This window comes from Bacillus cereus group sp. TH152-1LC, assembly GCF_027710505.1.
GTDB classification, from domain to species: domain Bacteria; phylum Bacillota; class Bacilli; order Bacillales; family Bacillaceae_G; genus Bacillus_A; species Bacillus_A mobilis.
In genome coordinates, this window is record NZ_JAQFNK010000007.1 from 91,983 (window position 1) to 108,033 (window position 16,051).

Genomic DNA, 16,051 nt, shown 5'->3' on the forward strand with positions numbered 1-16,051 from the left:
GGAAGATTAATTGACAGAAAATCTTCCGTACGTAAAAAACGGAGGAGAAAATAAATGTTTAGTTTTTATAGTACACTTTGCACGGAACTTTATGATTTCACTAAGCCTGTCGGTTATTCTTTAAATGGTGATATTGAGTATTATCAAGAACGTTTAAAAAATTGTAGTGGAAGAATTCTCGAAGCGGCAGTAGGATCAGGGCGTGTCATCATCCCACTTCTTGAAGCTGGTTTTACAGTAGATGGGATAGATTATTCACCTGAAATGCTAGAATCGTGCCGCATACGATGTAAAGAGAGAAGCTTACATCCTAATTTATATGAGGGAAGCTTACAACAATTTTCACTGCCACATAAATACGAGGCAATTATCATTCCTACTGGATCTTTTTGTTTAATTGAAAATCGTACGGATTCGATAAACGCATTGAAATGTTTTTATGAACATCTTAATTCAGGCGGGCGACTAATCGTAGATATTATGCTTCCGCATGACTGGAAGACTGGGGAAATTCATACATCGACTTTTTCTTTGCCGAACGGAGACGGTATTACATTAGAAAATAAATCAATTGAAATAGATTGGCTGAACCAAGTTACTCTATCCTATTTAAAATATGAAAAATGGAGTAAAGGACAGTTAGTACAAACAGAACTACAACGCTTCGCGCTGCGCTGGTATGGAATAGAAGAGTTTAAACTTCTGTTAGAAAGTATAGGTTTCTCTATTATTACTTGCTCCGCTGACTATGTTTATGAAAAAGAACCGTCAAATGCAAATCAAATGTTTACGTTTGAAGCTGTGCGAAACGAAAAATAAAGAACTATGTATGTAAACAAGGGAGTCGATATTATATCGACTCCCTTGTTTTAGTTGTGAGGTTATCATATATGCATTGTCCAAGCATTCTTCTACTAATTACATATACTATTTATGTTAAAGTCAGTCATTATTTTGAATAGGGCTGTTATTTTATTATAAATGATATTTTAGAGCAGTAGGGGGGATGAATTTGGAAAACGTAGAGCAAGGAAGAATTGAAAATCAAGTGTATTCAAATCGTGTAGTAAGATCTGAATTTGATGCAAATTGGGAAACATGTATATCAAAAAGTGGTTATGTAATTTATGTAGCAACAAGTAATAATGCTGAAGTAATAGTACTTCTTGCAGATGGTTCAAGTAAATTATTAATTTTTGAAAAAGGCGGTAAAGTAGTAGTAGGCGGCGGTGGAACAAGTCACTACAGTAAGCCACATATTGCAAGAAATATTTAAGGTAGTACATGCATTTGAGAAGTAGCTGGAAAACGGTTAGTCATTCATGTTTATAGCATGTATGACTAGCCGTTTTTATTTAAATCATTTTGGAAGGACTTGATTTGTTATAAATACTTTTAGGTGCCCAGAGAAATTAGGAGGGAATTGTACGGATAAGAGTTTGAGATATATTATAGGTTTTGAAAAAACCTATAAGCAATTTAAAAAAGCATTTCCTATTTCGGGAAATGCTTTTTCTATGTTATAGTATAATAGTGTTTTGAAATGATGTTATTTTAATATAACTCAAGTTTTGTTGTGTATTATTTTTATATTAAATTAGTCGTGTAAGTATTTTTTTATATAAGGAGTAATAATTAGAGAAATGAAAAATATAGACTTTATACTAGAAAGTGACGAAGCATTAAAACCGTCTGAACGATTAGTACTATTATTATTAGAGAAGCATAGAATGTTATATACGAACGATCTATTAGCATTATCTAATTTATCATATAAAACATTAACAGATTCATTAACGGCGCTCGTTTTAAAATCATATGTGTTAAAGGAAACAGGTAAGGGAAGAAGACAGAATTGTTATAGATTGGTATGATAAGACTGCTGATTTTAGAGAGTTTATAATAAGTTTTTTTCAAATGTAATGAGAAATATCGTTTTTGTTTTCAAATGAAAAACACTCTACAATGTGCGGTTTAATATTTAAATTTCATTTTTATTAATGATAATTTTATTGTTGTTAAAAATTGAAAAATAAAATAAATTTCATAAAAAAGAAATAAAAAAACAATCCGTTTTAAAAATGGATTGTTTTTTATTGGAATAATATTATTTGATATGTTGAGAGCCTGAATAATTATTCTACTTCGCTTGTATACTTTTCAGGTAATAATTCCATTACGTTACATTTTACAAGTTCACCATTATAAGAAAGTATAACATTCGTATTTTTTCCATAATCACTTATTAATTCTCGACACATACCACACGGAGCAACAACCCAACATTTTTCTGTATCTTCATGAGGGTGTGGGTGAGCAACTGCTACAATGGTGTCAAATTCATGATCGCCTTCTGAAATAGATTTTCCAATCGCCATAGCTTCACCACAGACTGTTATTCTTCCAACGTTCGCTTCAACATGCATTGCTGCATAAATGTTACCTGTTGTAGTTCTTACAGCTGAACCGATATGATGACGGCCATATTTATAGTTTTTTTCAATTACTTTTTCAGCAGCTGTTATTAAATCATAGTCTTCACTATTTAAAGGCATTACTTGTAACCTAATTTTTCCTCCGCATAAAACATGATAATTTTATTTTAACAGATAATTTTAATATTTAAAATAAAAGATGGGGATTGGTTAGATAATATTATTATGTAAACTTCTGTATTTACAGGAAAATAGCATAATCAATATAACATATAGAAGAGTATGCTTAAATATTTGAAAGATAGGAGATTATTATGGGAATTTTACAATCAATAGTACAAGCTGTTATAACTGGTAATAAGGAAGAAGTGGTGGAGTTTATAAAAACGAATCCAAGTGCTGTTAACGAATTTAGTGACGATGGCTGGACTCTCCTTCATTTAGCGGGTTATTTTGGACAAAAAGAAATAGCAAGTTTTCTTTTAGAAAGTGGCGCAGATATACATAATAGAGCAAAAAACGAAAATGAAAATACACCTTTGCAAGCTGCCATCGCGAATAAGCAAAGTGAACTTGTTACTTTCTTAATTGAAAAAGGATCGAATGTAAATGTTATACAAAGTGGTGGTTGGGCAGGGTTACATGAAGCGACATTATTAGGAAGTGAAGAAATAGTTATGCTACTTCTTGAAAATGGAGCTAATAAAGCGATTAAGAAAAATGATGGAAAAACAGCATATGATATTGCGTTAGAAAAAGGATATGATCACCTTTTACATCATTTAAAACCGGAAGTGAACGTATGATAAATAAATGGAGCGTAGGCATATTTTTATTTAATGATGTAGAAGTGTTAGATTTTGCAGGACCATTTGAAGTTTTTTCTGTAACCGAAGCGGATGAAGAAAAACCATTTACTGTTTATACAGTTAGCCAAAATGGAGAAATGATTACAGCACGAAACGGATTAAAGGTACAGCCGGATTATAGTATTGAAGATTTACCACCAGTTGATATTTTAATCATTCCAGGTGGTAAAGGCGTTAGGGAAAATGAAGTGAAAAATGAAACTATAATAAATTGGGTTCGACAGCAAATGAAAGAAGTAAAGCTAATGACTTCAGTTTGTACTGGAGCGCTATTACTCGCGAAAGCTGGTTTACTGGAAGGGTTACAAGCAACAACGCATTGGGCTAGTATTCAAACTTTCAAAAAAGACTTCCCGAATGTAGAAGTAATGGAGAATGTAAAATTTGTAGATAAAGGACACATTATAACATCGGCAGGTATTTCAGCTGGTATTAACATGTCATTTCATATTGTGAAAAATTTGTTAGGTGTGGAGGTTGCTGAGGAAACAGCCAAAAGTATGGAATATGATATAGATTTGTAAAATAAAAAGGCCCAATTTGGGCTTTTTTATTTAGCTAAGTTTCTTTACAGATGATATATGCTCAAAACCTTAGTTCTGAAACAGTAATTCCAGTTTTATTGAATATATGACAATTTAACTTTTTTCTCCTTGTAAGCATGTTATTACGAGGGGAAATTTCGTATGTAAAAAAACTCTTCTACAATAATAGAAAAAGAATAACAGGAACCACTATTTTATGGCAGCATACATAAAAAATTTTAATGTAAATATGGAAATGTCGTCGAATGCTATCTTTAATTGGTTAATTTGTGAGATATTTTTGTGAAGGAGCTTATTTTATAAGAATAGAATTACTGTTAGTAAGAGATCATGCCGATGGTAGTGAAAATATATGTGTTAGGGGGATTTCATAATGAGGAAACTCAAGCGAATAAATGTTCCTAATATACAAGAACAACTATCACAGTCTAATGAGAATCGAGCAGTTAATAAGAAAAAACTAAAGCGATTTATATTCATGTTTATATTTATTGCGGCGGCTACTTTGTACGTTCAATTTATTTTAACGAAACAACAAGAAATAATCGTAGAAAAAAAAGATACAATAACAAATCAAAAAAAGCAATTGGTTTCTTTAAAGAAAGATAAGACTTCTTTAAAGAATAACATAGAAAATTTAACAGATGATGAGGAAGAAATTTTAAAGTTTGCGAGAAAAGAATATCAATTTTCTAAGTCAAATGAAACTATATTTGTGTTGCCAAAGTAGTGTAATAGAACAGTTAGCGATTGCTAGCTGTTTTTTCATGTATGGATGGCATGGTACAAGAAACAATCACATATTGTAAAAATGTAGAGTTTGAACTGTTTTCATAATTATGGAATATATACCGAAATAAATGTTGTTAAAATTCTGTCAATTGTATTATAATACAAGGTAAGCGGATACATTTCTTGATCAACGTTGAGTTTATCGCTCATACGACTATTAAGAAAACCGTTATCCCGTATTAGAAAGGAAGATAGCTGTGTACGCTTCAAATACAATTTATGTCGTAGGGGATGCGAAAGCACCTCAAAATAATCCTATTACCGAAAAGTTCAAAAGTTATTTTGTAGCATTTGTACTTGTTAAGGAAACAGGGGAAATTGTAGATGCAGATTGCTCAGCGACAATTGCATTAACATCACAATTTGTTAAATATTTGTTTCTACATAAAAATATTAATGATCCACTATTGGTAACAGAAATAAAAAATAGATACTTTGGTTCGTCTCAAAAGGCACTCCTTGTAGCATTAAAAGATGCCCAGAAAAAATATAATCAAATCGCTGCTTTGTCTACCCATTCCTAGACAAAATCCAGCCGTAAGAATCTTCTTATGGCTGGATTTTTTTATTTCACATTAATTTCTTGCATGAAAGGTAAGTGAAAGAGGAGATTTATTGTTCCAAAAAATTAGGAATTAATGATCCACTTTGTCAGAGAACGAAAGGATGAACAATTTGAAAATTACTGATGTAAAAGTAAATCGTAGGCATGTAAATCTTCATACACCGTTTAAAACGGCGCTTCGTACTGTAACCGAAATAGAAAGTATAGATGTATATATTCATACAGATAAAGGAATTGTTGGCAAGGGGGCAGCAGCGGCAACACCCGTTATTACGGGTGATTTCGCTAACGGGATTGAAGCAGCAATTTTAGGACCGATGCGTTCCTGTTTAATTGGTCAAGATATCATTCAGTTTCAACAGTTACTACAGCACATTCAAATGAGTTGTATTGGAAACCCAAGTGCGAAAGCGGCAGTAGATATCGCTTTATATGATGTGTATTGTCAATATCAAAACGTTCCACTTTACGCATTATTAGGCGGGAAGAAAGAAATTCACACAGACATTACTGTGAGTGTAGATGAGCCTTTCGTTATGGCAAAAGAGGCAAAGAAACATGTAGAAAAAGGATTTCAAACTTTAAAAATTAAAGTGGGGAAATCTGCTCATTTAGATTTAGAACGTATTGAAGCGATTCGAAATAATGTACCAAAAAATACGACGTTACGATTAGATGCAAATCAAGGGTGGAATCCAAAAGAAGCGGTTACGATTATTAAAGAGATGGAAAATCGTAATTTAAATATCGAATTTATTGAACAACCTGTTCATGCGAAAGATTGGGATGGATTAAAGTACGTCAAAGACCATGTACAAACGCCCATTATGGCAGATGAAAGCATATTTTCAGCGAGTGATGCATTGAAAATTGTTCAAGGAGGATATGCAGACTTACTCAATATTAAATTAATGAAATGTGGTGGCATACGTGAAGCGTGGCGTATTGCCGATATCGCCGAAACAGCTGGGGTAAAATGCATGGTCGGAAGTATGATGGAATCCTCACTTTCTGTTAGTGCTGTAGCCCATTTTGCTGCAGCACATCCTAATATTCATTACTTCGATCTCGATGCACCACTTTGGTTAATGGAAGAACCAGAAGGAATGACGTATTCAGGGTCAAAGGTAAACCTTCAATCGACAGTGAATAGTAAATCTTAGGAGAAGAGATTAGTAAACTATCTTTTAAGGGGGATATGTATGAAAAGAGTAGGAACTGCGTTTTTAACAACTTTATTTATATTTTCATCGTTTACATCAGCACATGCCGAAGAGAAGAAGGATAGTAAAGCATTTATCGATGTATCTGCTGCAACACTATGGACTGCACCTGATTCGTTACGTCCAATTGATGTACCGAGCGCTACAAATCCAGTTGATTTGTGGAAGTGGACGAAATCGATGACGCTTGATGAGAAACTTTGGTTAACAAATGCAAATAAATTAGAAACGCAAGCGTTATTAGGTCAAGAAGTAACAGTTGTTGATAAAAAAGGGGACTGGGTGAAAGTGCTAGTCCATGGTCAGCCAACACCGCGAAATGAAGAAGGTTATCCAGGTTGGATGCCTGAAAAACAATTAACATATAATCAAGAATTTGCAGGTAAAACAAACGAACCTTTCGTTTTAGTAACGAAACCGACAGCTATTTTATATATAAACCCTGCTCAAAAACATAAATCGCTGGAAGTGAGCTATAATACGCGACTACCTCTACTTAGTGAAGATACAATTTCATACCGCGTGTTGTTACCTAATGGACAGAAGGCTTGGCTACGAAAAAATGATGGAACGGTTTATCGCTCTCAAAATGATATTCCAACTCCGTCGGCTGATGATTTAATAAACACAGGAAAAATATTTTTAGGATTACCGTATATATGGGCTGGTACAAGTGGTTTTGGATTTGATTGTTCTGGATTTACACATACAATTTATAAATCGCACGGTATTACTATTCCGCGAGATTCTGGTCCGCAATCGAGAAATGGAGTTGCGGTTGATAAAGAAAACTTACAAAAAGGAGATTTGATTTTCTTCGCACATGATCAAGGAAAAGGTAGTGTTCACCATGTTGCTATGTATATTGGTGATGGAAATATGATTCACTCACCGAGAGCTGAAAGATCGGTAGAGATTATACCGCTAAATACACCAGGATATATAGAAGAATACGCTGGTGCTCGTCGTTACTTACCTTAAAAATAGAGGGGGTTTTCAAATGAAAAAAGTTGTTCGTTACTCATTAGTTAGTACGCTATTAGTTTCTTCATTTTTAGTTGGCTGCGCAAAAGAAAAAACAACGACAAAGCCGAAAGATGAGAAGAAAATATTACAGTTACTAGAAACGGGTGAAATTCCGTCTTTAAATTCAGGGAAAGTAACCGATGCGGTATCGTTTAACGTTTTGAATAACGTAATGGAAGGATTATTCCGTTTATCGAAAAATGATGAACTGATTGAAGCTGGAGCACAAAAATATGAAGTGAGTCAAGATGGAAAAACTTATACATTCCACTTGCGTGATGCGAAATGGTCTAACGGAGATCCAGTAACAGCACAAGATTACGTATACGCTTGGAAGCAGCTTATTAATCCGGATACAGCTTCTCAATATGCATACATTGCGTACGATGTGAAAAATGCGGAGAAAATAAATAAGAAACAACTAGGGCTAGAGGAATTAGGAGTGAAAGCAAAGGATGATAAAACGTTCGTAGTAGAGTTAGAACATCCTGTACCGTATTTTACGAAACTACTTATTTTACCATCTTTCTATCCAATTAATGAAAAATATGCGAAAGAACAAGGTGATAAATACGGATTAGAAGCAAATAAAGCGGTATATAATGGGCCATTTACATTATCTGATTGGAAGCATGAAGCGAGTTTTACAATGAAGAAAAACGATAAGTATTGGGATAAAAAAGAAGTGAAGCTTGATGAAGTAAACTATCAAATCGTTAAAGAAATTTCAACCGCGGTAAATTTATATGAAACAGATAAAGTTGATAGAGCTGTCATTTCAACAGAATTCGTAGATAAATATAAAAATAATAAAGAACTAAAACAGTATACAGATCCGGTTATGTACTTCTTCCGATTCAATGAAAATGTACCGATTCTTAAAAATAAAAATGCAAGGCTCGCGCTAAGTACAGTGTTCGATAAGAAAGGGCTTGCGACTTCATTTTTAAATGATGGTTCAGTTGCTGCAAATTATTACGTGCCAAAAGGATTTTTAAAAGGTCCAGATAAAAAAGACTTTAGAAGCACGGCTGGTGAGTTTAATAAGACAGATGTAAAACAGGCGAAAGAATATTGGGAAAAGGCGAAGCAAGAGACAGGTACAAATGAAGTAACGCTTGAGTTATTAAACTATGACTTAGAAAACTTCAAAAAAGTAGGAGAATACATTAAAGAAGAGCTAGAGAAAAACTTACCAGGCCTAAAGGTAAATGTAAAATTACAACCACACACGCAAAAACTAGCGTTAGAGAAGAAGAAAGAATATGAAATGTCATTATCGCGCTGGTTACCCGATTATCCAGATCCAATGACTTACTTAGAAGTATTCCTTTCTGGAAGCAGTGTAAACAATACAGAGTATGCAAACCCAGAATATGATGCGTTAATTAAGAAGATTAAAACTGAATTAGGTAATGATGAGAAAGCTCGTTGGAAAGCAATGCAAGATGCGGAAAAAATGCTGCTAGATGATGCAGTAATAGCACCGGTATTCCAGCGCGGATTATCATACTTACAAAAACCATATGTGAAAGATTTGTATGTACATCAATTCGGTCCGGCAACAAGTTTAAAATGGGCAGATGTACAAAAATAAAAGTATGGAAAAACAGACTTCACATGTGTGATAGTCTGTTTTTCTTATTTCTATAGTATAGGGTATGATTTATCAGTCTATAAATAGGGGTTGGAGGGGAATTATGTTGATGATAGTGGACGTATCTTATTTTGAATTTAATTCATCATCTGATAAATTATAGACATTTTATATGTTTTTTCACTGCTTAAAAATAAAATTATTACATAAATTCCAGTGTGAAATTTATGTAGAATCTTGTATAATTAACGTGTTTCTATGGAAACATTTTCTTGTGCTATTTCTATAGGACTGAATAGAACAAGGAAAGAAATACATACATGTATATAATAGATAAATAGAATGGAACATGTATAGAGAAAAAGGAGAGAAATGATGGCGTGTCAAAAACAAGGGTTACAATTTAATAGCGATAGAAAGAGGAAGAGACGATGAAAATGAAGCATGCTTTTGGCCCGATAATTTTAGCGTGTGTGCTTTTTTTCATTATCATACTCATTCCATCAAAAAGTTTAGTATCACTTATTAGTGATAAGAAGGTAGAAGATGCGGCAACTTCCTTACAAAAAGAAAAATTACAAAGTGTTTTCTTACAGCAAAAAATGTTAGAGAATTCGCAGTATTTACCGATGTATGGTTCATCTGAATTTTTACGAATGGATGCATATCACCCATCTAATTACTTTAAAGTAAATCCGGCAGGTTTTACACCATATTTAATCGGGATTGGCGGTACGCAAAGTTTAGCTCATATATTAAATATGACGTCTACAATGGATGAGCTAGAAGGTAAAAAAGTAGTCTTTGTTTTATCCCCACAATGGTTTACAAAGACTGGGGTATCACAAGGGGATTTTACTAACAATTTCTCCAAACAACAAGCATATCATTTTATTTTTAATGATGAGATAAGTGTTGAAATGAAGAAGCAAATTGCGAAACGACTATTAGACTATAAAGTTGTTCAAAAAGATGATATATTAAAAAATTCATTAGAAGGTATTGTGTATAATGATACGAAACATAACATAAAAGCAGGTTTAGTCAAACCACTTGCTTATATGCATCGAAATATTTTAGCTCATAGAGATTTATTTAACTCTTTATTTAAGATTGAACCGATGAAAGAAAAAACAAATATGGGATTACGTTCAATTTCTTGGGTAGATGCACGTAAACATGCAGAGGAAGAAGGGAAAACGGAATCTACTACAAACACATTCGGAATTGAAAATCCGTATTACTATAAACATAATTTAAAGAAAAAATTAAAAGGTTTAAAAAACTTTAGAGCAAATGAATCGTATGAAGAATCACCAGAATATGATGACTTACAAATTGTTTTAAATATTTTTAAAGAGAAAAATGTCAAGCCACTCTTCATTTCTGTACCTGTAAACGGACCGTGGTATGATTACGCTGGTTTCCCTAAAGAACGCCGTGAAGTGTATTATAAAAAAGTTCGGGAACAAGTTGAAAAAGCAGGATACCCAGTAGTTGATTTCTCTGGCCATGAATATGATAAGTATTTCTTAAAAGATACAATTCATTTAGGTTGGAAAGGCTGGATTTATTTTGATGAAGCAGTGCAAAACTTTTATACTGAAAAATAAGAGTGGAGAAAAAGGAACGGCTATAAGCTGTTCCTTTTTTAGTATAGAGTATTTTGATGTGGGCAATTCGGAAAGGCATGTATATCTTGAATTTGTCTAAAATCATAATGCTTCATTGCGAACTGCGCTTGATAAAGATATTCATACACATATAATTGACCATCATGTGCTGAACATAATACACCAGAAGTTCCTTGGCCATTCATGAAGGAAATGCCGATAGGGCGTCCGATTAAGTATTGTATTTTTTGTTGCCAATGCATAGGGGAATCACTCCTTTTTGAGATAATATACGAAATCAATGAGTGAAAGGTTGCTTATCCGCATAATTATGGAGGTCTTTTATACAATTTCTAGAAAATATTAATATGAATGAATTATAAGCGCGAGAAAGGAATGAGTAATGAAGAAGGAAAATATTGTAGAAGAAAAGTTAAATTTAATAAAATGGTGTCAAACATTGAAGGGAGTATCGGATGATATATGGTTTCAACCATTTAAAAATGGCTCATGGGGAATTGCAGATGTGATTTCACATTTTATCGTTTGGGATGTATTTTTAATAAAGGATAGAATTCCATACTTTATAAGTGAACAATCTGTACCAAATGTTCCAATAGATGTTGAGGAAATGAATAAGGGAGCAATTAAGTATGCGAGATCTGGTATTTCAAAAGAAGAACTATTAAATCAATTTAGCGTTACTCGTAAACAGTTAGTGGATGAAATTGAGCGAGTTCCAACCAAATATTTTTATAATTTCTACCAATTTGGCACTAAAAAATTGAAATTAAATAATTACTTTTCATCACTCATTCAACATGACTTAAAGCACAAAGAAGAAATAATGCAATTTCTAATATATAATAAAAACCGCTAACATTCGTAATGAATGTATAGCGGTTTTTATTTATATTTTTACGCAAGATTTTTACGCTTTTTTGTCCATTTTTTAATGACGAAGTATAAAAGAATAAGTATGACGCCGCCAATTGCGAACGATTTCACATATGGTCCAGCAACATCGTTAATATTCTCCCAATTCTCACCTAGTTTTTCGCCTAAATAAATGAAAATAATAGACCAAGGGATGATTGCGAGTGCTGTTAATGTAGTGAAACGTAGGAATGACATTTTTGTAATACCAGCAGGAATTGAAATTGCATGGCGTACTACTGGGATAAAGCGTGCTGTAAAAATGACGCCAGTTCCGTAACGATTAAACCAATCTTCAGCTGCATCTATATGTTTTTTATGAATGAAAATATATTTACCGTAACGTTCTAATATAGGACGTCCACCGTATCGTCCAAGCCAATAAATAAAGATTTGGGCAATAACACCGCCAATTGTACCGAATATAACTGCGCCTATAAATGAGATACTACCATTGAATACTAAATAACCTGCATAAGCAAGGACGATTTCACTTGGAATAATCTCAATCATAAGTCCAAGCATAATGCCCCAATAACCTAACCCTTCAAAAAACGTTAATACTGAGTGAATAAAACTACTTACCATTGTTGCACCTTCTAGTTTATGTATTTTTGAATATATGCCCCTTTACTTAACGATATAAAAGGTTCACTATATGTAGATTATACCTTATTTATATAGGGGATTGCTATTTCAATTCTTTTATGTCCTTTATATGTATTATAGTAAAGCATATAAGTTCAATTTTCATGAAGAGATAATGAAAAGTTTATTAAAAATTTCTCATAAATAAATGATAATGTTATGGCTTTTAATTTACAAAGTGAGAAGAGTAATGTCTGCAAAATAAGAATCAAATTTATGGACTATTTTCTATTTGGGATAATGATATGATTCGATTGATAAAAGTAAAAGTATTTCAAAGGTTGGCTTATAGGTTCAAAAATATAAAAATAATTCAAGGAAAATAAAAACATAAATATTCTCTTATCACCTAGACAGGTACTTCACTTTCAAATAACGAATTATAATGTTAATAAAATTTTTATAGAAAATTAACATGATGAAGGTGAAAATATGAAAAAAGCATTATTAGAAAAGGCCTCATATCTACATAAAGAAGAAGTAGAACAATTAAATAAAGCTATATTAGTTTCCGAGAAAGCACATGAAGGACAATTCCGCGTTTCCGGTGATCCGTATATTACTCATCCATTTACAGTTACAGAAATTTTGTTAGATTGTAAGGCAGATAGTATAACTTTAGTTGCAGCATTACTACATGATGTGGTGGAGGATACAGATTATACAATTGACTATATACGTGATATATTCGGTAAAAAAGTTGCAGATATTGTAGAAGGATTAACTAAAATTGACAAAAAACAAATCCCTTATAAAGAAGAGTATGAAGCAATAAATTTAAAGAAGTTATTATTAGCTACGCAAGGAGATATACGAGTAGCTATTATAAAAGTGATAGATCGTCTACATAACATGAGAACTTTACAGGTGAAAGCTGTAAAGAAACAAGTTCCTTACGCAAATGAAACACTCAAAATTTTCGCTCCGATTTGTAAAAGACTAGGGCTATTACATATTCAAAACGAGTTAGAAGATTTAGGTTTTTATTATCTTAATCCTTCTAAATATAAGGGAATGAAAATTCTTTTACAAAATTATGTTAAGTTATTAGAGGGTTTGTCTCAAAATATCATGCAAGATATAAATAATTTTCTAAATCCATCTTTAATATTTGAAGTTAACTATGAAGTAAGCCCTATTTATACAGCGTATTCTCGTCTCCAAGATATTCAAGACATTACAGCAGTGTCAAAAATAATTATCACGGCCTCAAATAATTTAGACTGTTATAAAATATTAGGAGTTATACATCAACTACACCAACCAATTCCATATCAATTTGAAGATAATATAGCAATTGAAAGTGATGTATTAAACAGATACTTAAAGACTAAAGTGGTGATCAATAACCATGAAATAGTGATATGTATTGAAACAAAAATAAATCAGGAGATACGAGATAAAGGAGTATTTCATGTACTTACAAAAAGTATAACTGATAAGGAGATGCAAAATATAATCCATAAATTGATGGATCATTTTATTAAGACAAATGATCTAGTAACTCAAGATGCGATTGAATTTTATGATTTAGTATCATATGAACTATTCCAAGATAATATTGTTGCGTTTACTCCTAAGTTAGATTCCGTAAACTTACCGCAAGGTGCTACTGTAATTGATTTTGCTTTCGCATTAAACCCTGAGATTGCTAAGTATATGTCAGGTGCTAAAGTTAATGGTATAAATAAATCGATAATAACGAATGTTTCACATCTAGATATAGTTGAACTTTTGGTAACTGAAAACATTAGTAATGTGAGACAGGGTTGGTTAATTTTTGCTAATAGCTCAAAAGCTCAAATCGAAATTAATAAAGAGTTACAAAGATGAAGGAATTAAATTTATCGAGAAAACTTGTTCGAAAAATAATAGAATGAAATGATCATTTTTGAATTAATAATAGACGATTATGTTTTTTTATAATTAATACCTAGAGATACAAGCATCCACCTGTTCTAAATATATAACAGGTGGATGCTTGTTTTCATTATAAAAAAATAGAAGCATTTCTGCTCCTATTTTTTATGGCTTCACATCTAAGTTCTGTAAAAATAACGTTGCTGTTACGTAACGTTTTGCTAACATTTGTACATAAGCGGTATGTACAGATAATGTGGCAATAATAATCGCGTTACGAATCGCTTCACGTTGCTCGTTATTAATTTGATCGAACTTACTTGCGATTTTATCAGCTTTTTCTTTTACGATGTTTTCAATTGTATGAACTGTATCTGTTGCATTTAGTTGTAAGCAGTTCCCTTGATTGAGTTCTTCAAATAGAGAAGAGTATGCTCCATATAAATGAACAGGATTGATTAAGTCATCACTTCGATCGGCTGGGTCATTTACGATAAGGTGTAATAGCTTACGAATGGATTCAAAATCAAGTGCTGTTTTTAAATCTTCGACAATGAATAGTAAGGCAGCTTGTTCAATTGAATATTTTTTCCCTTTTTGAGGAGAGCCAATCATTTCTTTAATATCTCGTTTTACCCAGTTTTGCATGGCCGTTACTGAGAAACTTGTATTTTCAATTTGATTTCCAAGCGCAACTATTTCATTTAATGAAAAACCGACGTCTGTATCGTCAATTTTAATCAGTTTTTCAAAAATAGGTGAAAGTGCGGTAGTAATAAAAGCAGTTACGCTTTGTCCGCTTTCAATATCTTTTTTATGTGACTTTGCCCACGCTTCTTGTAAAATACCGAGAGGCTTTTTCGTATTCCATCCTCTTAATGATAGAAGAAGGGTAGCCATTTCGTTTCGTGTGAGATGAAATGTTTCCATCTTTTCACCTCCAAAAATAATAAAAAGTTCTTATGAACCTATAATATGTTTTGTTTCATTTAAAGTCAATTCTGTTTTGCTTAATTTTTCCTTTGTCACCAAACTGTCGTAAGTAAATAATGCTTGCATATTTCGACAAAAGTTCATATAATAAGTTCATAAGAACCTTTAAAATGTTTTTAAAAACAAATCTATCATTCTGAATTTACTAGAAAGGTAGATTTCACATATATCTATATAAAAGGAGAATGGATATAATATGTTGAAAAAACTTGTAGCAGTCATGACAGCATTCATGGTTATCTTTGGAGCTAGTAGCTTCATGTTTGTAGATCACGCAGCAGCGAAGAGTTACAAATCTGGTAAAAAATCATACACACCAAGTTCTGGTCAAAAGTCAAAAGTTGATTTGAACAAAAAAGATAGTAACGTGAATTCACAAAAAACAACAACAGATTCAAAAACAAAAGCAACAAACACAGCACCAAAAAGTAATAAAGGAAGCTTTATGAAAGGCTTATTACTAGGTGGTCTTGGTGGTTTACTAATGGGTAGCTTATTTGCAAATATGGGAGCTCTTGGTTCTGTATTAGCGTTTATGGTAAATATGTTAGTAATGGCTGGTATCGTAATGTTAGCAGTTCGTGCATTTAAATACTTCAAAGATCAACGTAAGAAAAAGGAAGATGAAGTAGCATGGAAACAATAAAAATTTCTGAACAAGAACTTATCAATGCACTTTGCGTATATATCGCTGAAAAAAGACAAGTCGGTCCAGAAGAAGTTTTAGTTGAACTAATGTATGACGATGACTACGGTTTCTCTGCTGAAGTAGAGGTAAATGGCCGCAAACAAATTTTAATTCAAGCGAACTTAATCGAAGCACTACGCTTATTGCTTGACAGAGAGTATAATGTCAATTCATTTGCAGCAAGATTACAACTTGAATTAGATGATGAAGAAGGCATTTACGCATTAGCGAAATTTAATAACTCAGAAGAGTAGAAAAAAG

General features: G+C 32.5%; 19 protein-coding genes. 15 read left to right on the plus strand and 4 right to left on the minus strand.

Translation table 11 applies throughout. From position 1 onward, the window contains the following. Window positions 1–54: 54 nt before the first annotated feature. The 3 genes from PDL00_RS17645 (at window position 55) to PDL00_RS17655 (ending at window position 1,874) form a co-directional block, all read left to right on the plus strand. Window positions 55–819 (plus strand): class I SAM-dependent methyltransferase, encoded by a 765-nt coding sequence (locus tag PDL00_RS17645; RefSeq protein ID WP_242252682.1) that lies wholly within the window; start codon window positions 55–57, stop codon window positions 817–819. A gap of 193 nt (window positions 820–1,012) precedes the next feature. Continuing rightward, window positions 1,013–1,276 carry a hypothetical protein gene (locus PDL00_RS17650; RefSeq protein ID WP_098342043.1) on the plus strand — a complete coding sequence of 88 codons (264 nt, stop codon included), beginning with the start codon at window positions 1,013–1,015 and terminating at the stop codon, window positions 1,274–1,276. A 367-nt stretch (window positions 1,277–1,643) separates the two neighbouring features. Beyond that, entirely contained in the window at window positions 1,644–1,874 is a 231-nt protein-coding gene (locus PDL00_RS17655; protein ID WP_000789031.1) for a hypothetical protein, read from the plus strand. A 261-nt stretch (window positions 1,875–2,135) separates the two neighbouring features. Here PDL00_RS17655 and PDL00_RS17660 read toward each other — a convergent pair whose 3' ends face one another. Then, window positions 2,136–2,555, minus strand: a complete 420-nt coding sequence (locus tag PDL00_RS17660; RefSeq protein WP_270730471.1) for a cytidine deaminase — start codon at window positions 2,553–2,555, stop codon at window positions 2,136–2,138. Between the two features lie 194 nt (window positions 2,556–2,749). Between PDL00_RS17660 and PDL00_RS17665 the strand changes: the two genes are divergently transcribed. From PDL00_RS17665 to dltD, 8 genes are all read left to right on the plus strand, one after another. Continuing rightward, window positions 2,750–3,241, plus strand: a complete 492-nt coding sequence (locus PDL00_RS17665; protein WP_270730472.1) for an ankyrin repeat domain-containing protein — start codon at window positions 2,750–2,752, stop codon at window positions 3,239–3,241. Next, the gene (locus PDL00_RS17670; protein WP_242252679.1) at window positions 3,238–3,828 is read left to right on the plus strand and encodes a DJ-1/PfpI family protein; all 591 of its coding nucleotides are present in this window, start codon (window positions 3,238–3,240) and stop codon (window positions 3,826–3,828) included. The genes PDL00_RS17665 and PDL00_RS17670 overlap by 4 nt, the downstream gene beginning before the upstream one ends. Window positions 3,829–4,222: 394 nt before the next feature. Then, entirely contained in the window at window positions 4,223–4,579 is a 357-nt protein-coding gene (locus PDL00_RS17675) for an FtsB family cell division protein (protein ID WP_088029971.1), read from the plus strand. Window positions 4,580–4,838: 259 nt separating this feature from the next. Continuing rightward, window positions 4,839–5,165, plus strand: a complete 327-nt coding sequence (locus PDL00_RS17680) for a DUF3870 domain-containing protein (RefSeq protein ID WP_046954146.1) — start codon at window positions 4,839–4,841, stop codon at window positions 5,163–5,165. A 142-nt stretch (window positions 5,166–5,307) separates the two neighbouring features. After that, window positions 5,308–6,369: a dipeptide epimerase gene (locus PDL00_RS17685; protein WP_270730473.1), complete on the plus strand. Its 1,062-nt coding sequence runs from the start codon at window positions 5,308–5,310 to the stop codon at window positions 6,367–6,369. Between the two features lie 39 nt (window positions 6,370–6,408). Next, the gene (locus PDL00_RS17690; protein WP_270730474.1) at window positions 6,409–7,410 is read left to right on the plus strand and encodes a C40 family peptidase; all 1,002 of its coding nucleotides are present in this window, start codon (window positions 6,409–6,411) and stop codon (window positions 7,408–7,410) included. A gap of 19 nt (window positions 7,411–7,429) precedes the next feature. Next, entirely contained in the window at window positions 7,430–9,052 is a 1,623-nt protein-coding gene (locus PDL00_RS17695) for a peptide ABC transporter substrate-binding protein (RefSeq protein ID WP_270730475.1), read from the plus strand. A gap of 431 nt (window positions 9,053–9,483) precedes the next feature. After that, window positions 9,484–10,665, plus strand: a complete 1,182-nt coding sequence (gene dltD / locus PDL00_RS17700; RefSeq protein ID WP_270730476.1) for a D-alanyl-lipoteichoic acid biosynthesis protein DltD — start codon at window positions 9,484–9,486, stop codon at window positions 10,663–10,665. Between the two features lie 38 nt (window positions 10,666–10,703). Here dltD and PDL00_RS17705 read toward each other — a convergent pair whose 3' ends face one another. Then, a complete protein-coding gene (locus PDL00_RS17705) occupies window positions 10,704–10,928 on the minus strand; it encodes a hypothetical protein (protein ID WP_061679707.1) in 225 nt (74 codons plus the stop codon). A gap of 140 nt (window positions 10,929–11,068) precedes the next feature. Between PDL00_RS17705 and PDL00_RS17710 the strand changes: the two genes are divergently transcribed. Beyond that, entirely contained in the window at window positions 11,069–11,545 is a 477-nt protein-coding gene (locus PDL00_RS17710; RefSeq protein WP_063259934.1) for a DinB family protein, read from the plus strand. A gap of 38 nt (window positions 11,546–11,583) precedes the next feature. Here the strand turns inward: PDL00_RS17710 and PDL00_RS17715 are convergent, their stop codons facing one another. Continuing rightward, the gene (locus PDL00_RS17715; protein ID WP_063259933.1) at window positions 11,584–12,189 is read right to left on the minus strand and encodes a DedA family protein; all 606 of its coding nucleotides are present in this window, start codon (window positions 12,187–12,189) and stop codon (window positions 11,584–11,586) included. A 492-nt stretch (window positions 12,190–12,681) separates the two neighbouring features. Here PDL00_RS17715 and PDL00_RS17720 point away from each other — a divergent pair, with 492 nt between their 5' ends. Continuing rightward, window positions 12,682–14,082 carry an HD domain-containing protein gene (locus PDL00_RS17720; protein WP_270730477.1) on the plus strand — a complete coding sequence of 467 codons (1,401 nt, stop codon included), beginning with the start codon at window positions 12,682–12,684 and terminating at the stop codon, window positions 14,080–14,082. A gap of 192 nt (window positions 14,083–14,274) precedes the next feature. Here PDL00_RS17720 and PDL00_RS17725 read toward each other — a convergent pair whose 3' ends face one another. Further along, the gene (locus tag PDL00_RS17725) at window positions 14,275–15,039 is read right to left on the minus strand and encodes a DUF1836 domain-containing protein (protein ID WP_270730478.1); all 765 of its coding nucleotides are present in this window, start codon (window positions 15,037–15,039) and stop codon (window positions 14,275–14,277) included. A 259-nt stretch (window positions 15,040–15,298) separates the two neighbouring features. Here PDL00_RS17725 and PDL00_RS17730 point away from each other — a divergent pair, with 259 nt between their 5' ends. Both PDL00_RS17730 and PDL00_RS17735 read left to right on the plus strand, forming a co-directional pair. Beyond that, a complete protein-coding gene (locus tag PDL00_RS17730) occupies window positions 15,299–15,748 on the plus strand; it encodes a hypothetical protein (protein WP_000914486.1) in 450 nt (149 codons plus the stop codon). Continuing rightward, window positions 15,736–16,044, plus strand: coding sequence for a YxcD family protein (locus tag PDL00_RS17735; RefSeq protein ID WP_061679711.1), 309 nt, complete (start codon window positions 15,736–15,738; stop codon window positions 16,042–16,044). Before PDL00_RS17730 ends, PDL00_RS17735 begins: the two co-directional genes overlap by 13 nt. The last annotated feature ends 7 nt before the right edge of the window (window positions 16,045–16,051 follow it).

Bases quoted from the DNA above. Each gene is read 5' to 3' on its own strand.
- PDL00_RS17645 (WP_242252682.1), top strand. From the start codon at position 55: ATGTTTAGTTTTTATAGTACACTTTGCACGGAACTTTATGATTTCACT.
- PDL00_RS17655 (WP_000789031.1), top strand. From the start codon at position 1,644: ATGAAAAATATAGACTTTATACTAGAAAGTGACGAAGCATTAAAACCG.
- PDL00_RS17660 (WP_270730471.1), bottom strand. From the start codon at position 2,555: ATGCCTTTAAATAGTGAAGACTATGATTTAATAACAGCTGCTGAAAAA.
- PDL00_RS17665 (WP_270730472.1), top strand. From the start codon at position 2,750: ATGGGAATTTTACAATCAATAGTACAAGCTGTTATAACTGGTAATAAG.
- PDL00_RS17670 (WP_242252679.1), top strand. From the start codon at position 3,238: ATGATAAATAAATGGAGCGTAGGCATATTTTTATTTAATGATGTAGAA.
- PDL00_RS17675 (WP_088029971.1), top strand. From the start codon at position 4,223: ATGAGGAAACTCAAGCGAATAAATGTTCCTAATATACAAGAACAACTA.
- PDL00_RS17685 (WP_270730473.1), top strand. From the start codon at position 5,308: ATGAACAATTTGAAAATTACTGATGTAAAAGTAAATCGTAGGCATGTA.
- PDL00_RS17690 (WP_270730474.1), top strand. From the start codon at position 6,409: ATGAAAAGAGTAGGAACTGCGTTTTTAACAACTTTATTTATATTTTCA.
- PDL00_RS17695 (WP_270730475.1), top strand. From the start codon at position 7,430: ATGAAAAAAGTTGTTCGTTACTCATTAGTTAGTACGCTATTAGTTTCT.
- dltD (WP_270730476.1), top strand. From the start codon at position 9,484: ATGAAAATGAAGCATGCTTTTGGCCCGATAATTTTAGCGTGTGTGCTT.
- PDL00_RS17705 (WP_061679707.1), bottom strand. From the start codon at position 10,928: ATGCATTGGCAACAAAAAATACAATACTTAATCGGACGCCCTATCGGC.
- PDL00_RS17710 (WP_063259934.1), top strand. From the start codon at position 11,069: ATGAAGAAGGAAAATATTGTAGAAGAAAAGTTAAATTTAATAAAATGG.
- PDL00_RS17715 (WP_063259933.1), bottom strand. From the start codon at position 12,189: ATGGTAAGTAGTTTTATTCACTCAGTATTAACGTTTTTTGAAGGGTTA.
- PDL00_RS17720 (WP_270730477.1), top strand. From the start codon at position 12,682: ATGAAAAAAGCATTATTAGAAAAGGCCTCATATCTACATAAAGAAGAA.
- PDL00_RS17725 (WP_270730478.1), bottom strand. From the start codon at position 15,039: ATGGAAACATTTCATCTCACACGAAACGAAATGGCTACCCTTCTTCTA.
- PDL00_RS17730 (WP_000914486.1), top strand. From the start codon at position 15,299: ATGTTGAAAAAACTTGTAGCAGTCATGACAGCATTCATGGTTATCTTT.
- PDL00_RS17735 (WP_061679711.1), top strand. From the start codon at position 15,736: ATGGAAACAATAAAAATTTCTGAACAAGAACTTATCAATGCACTTTGC.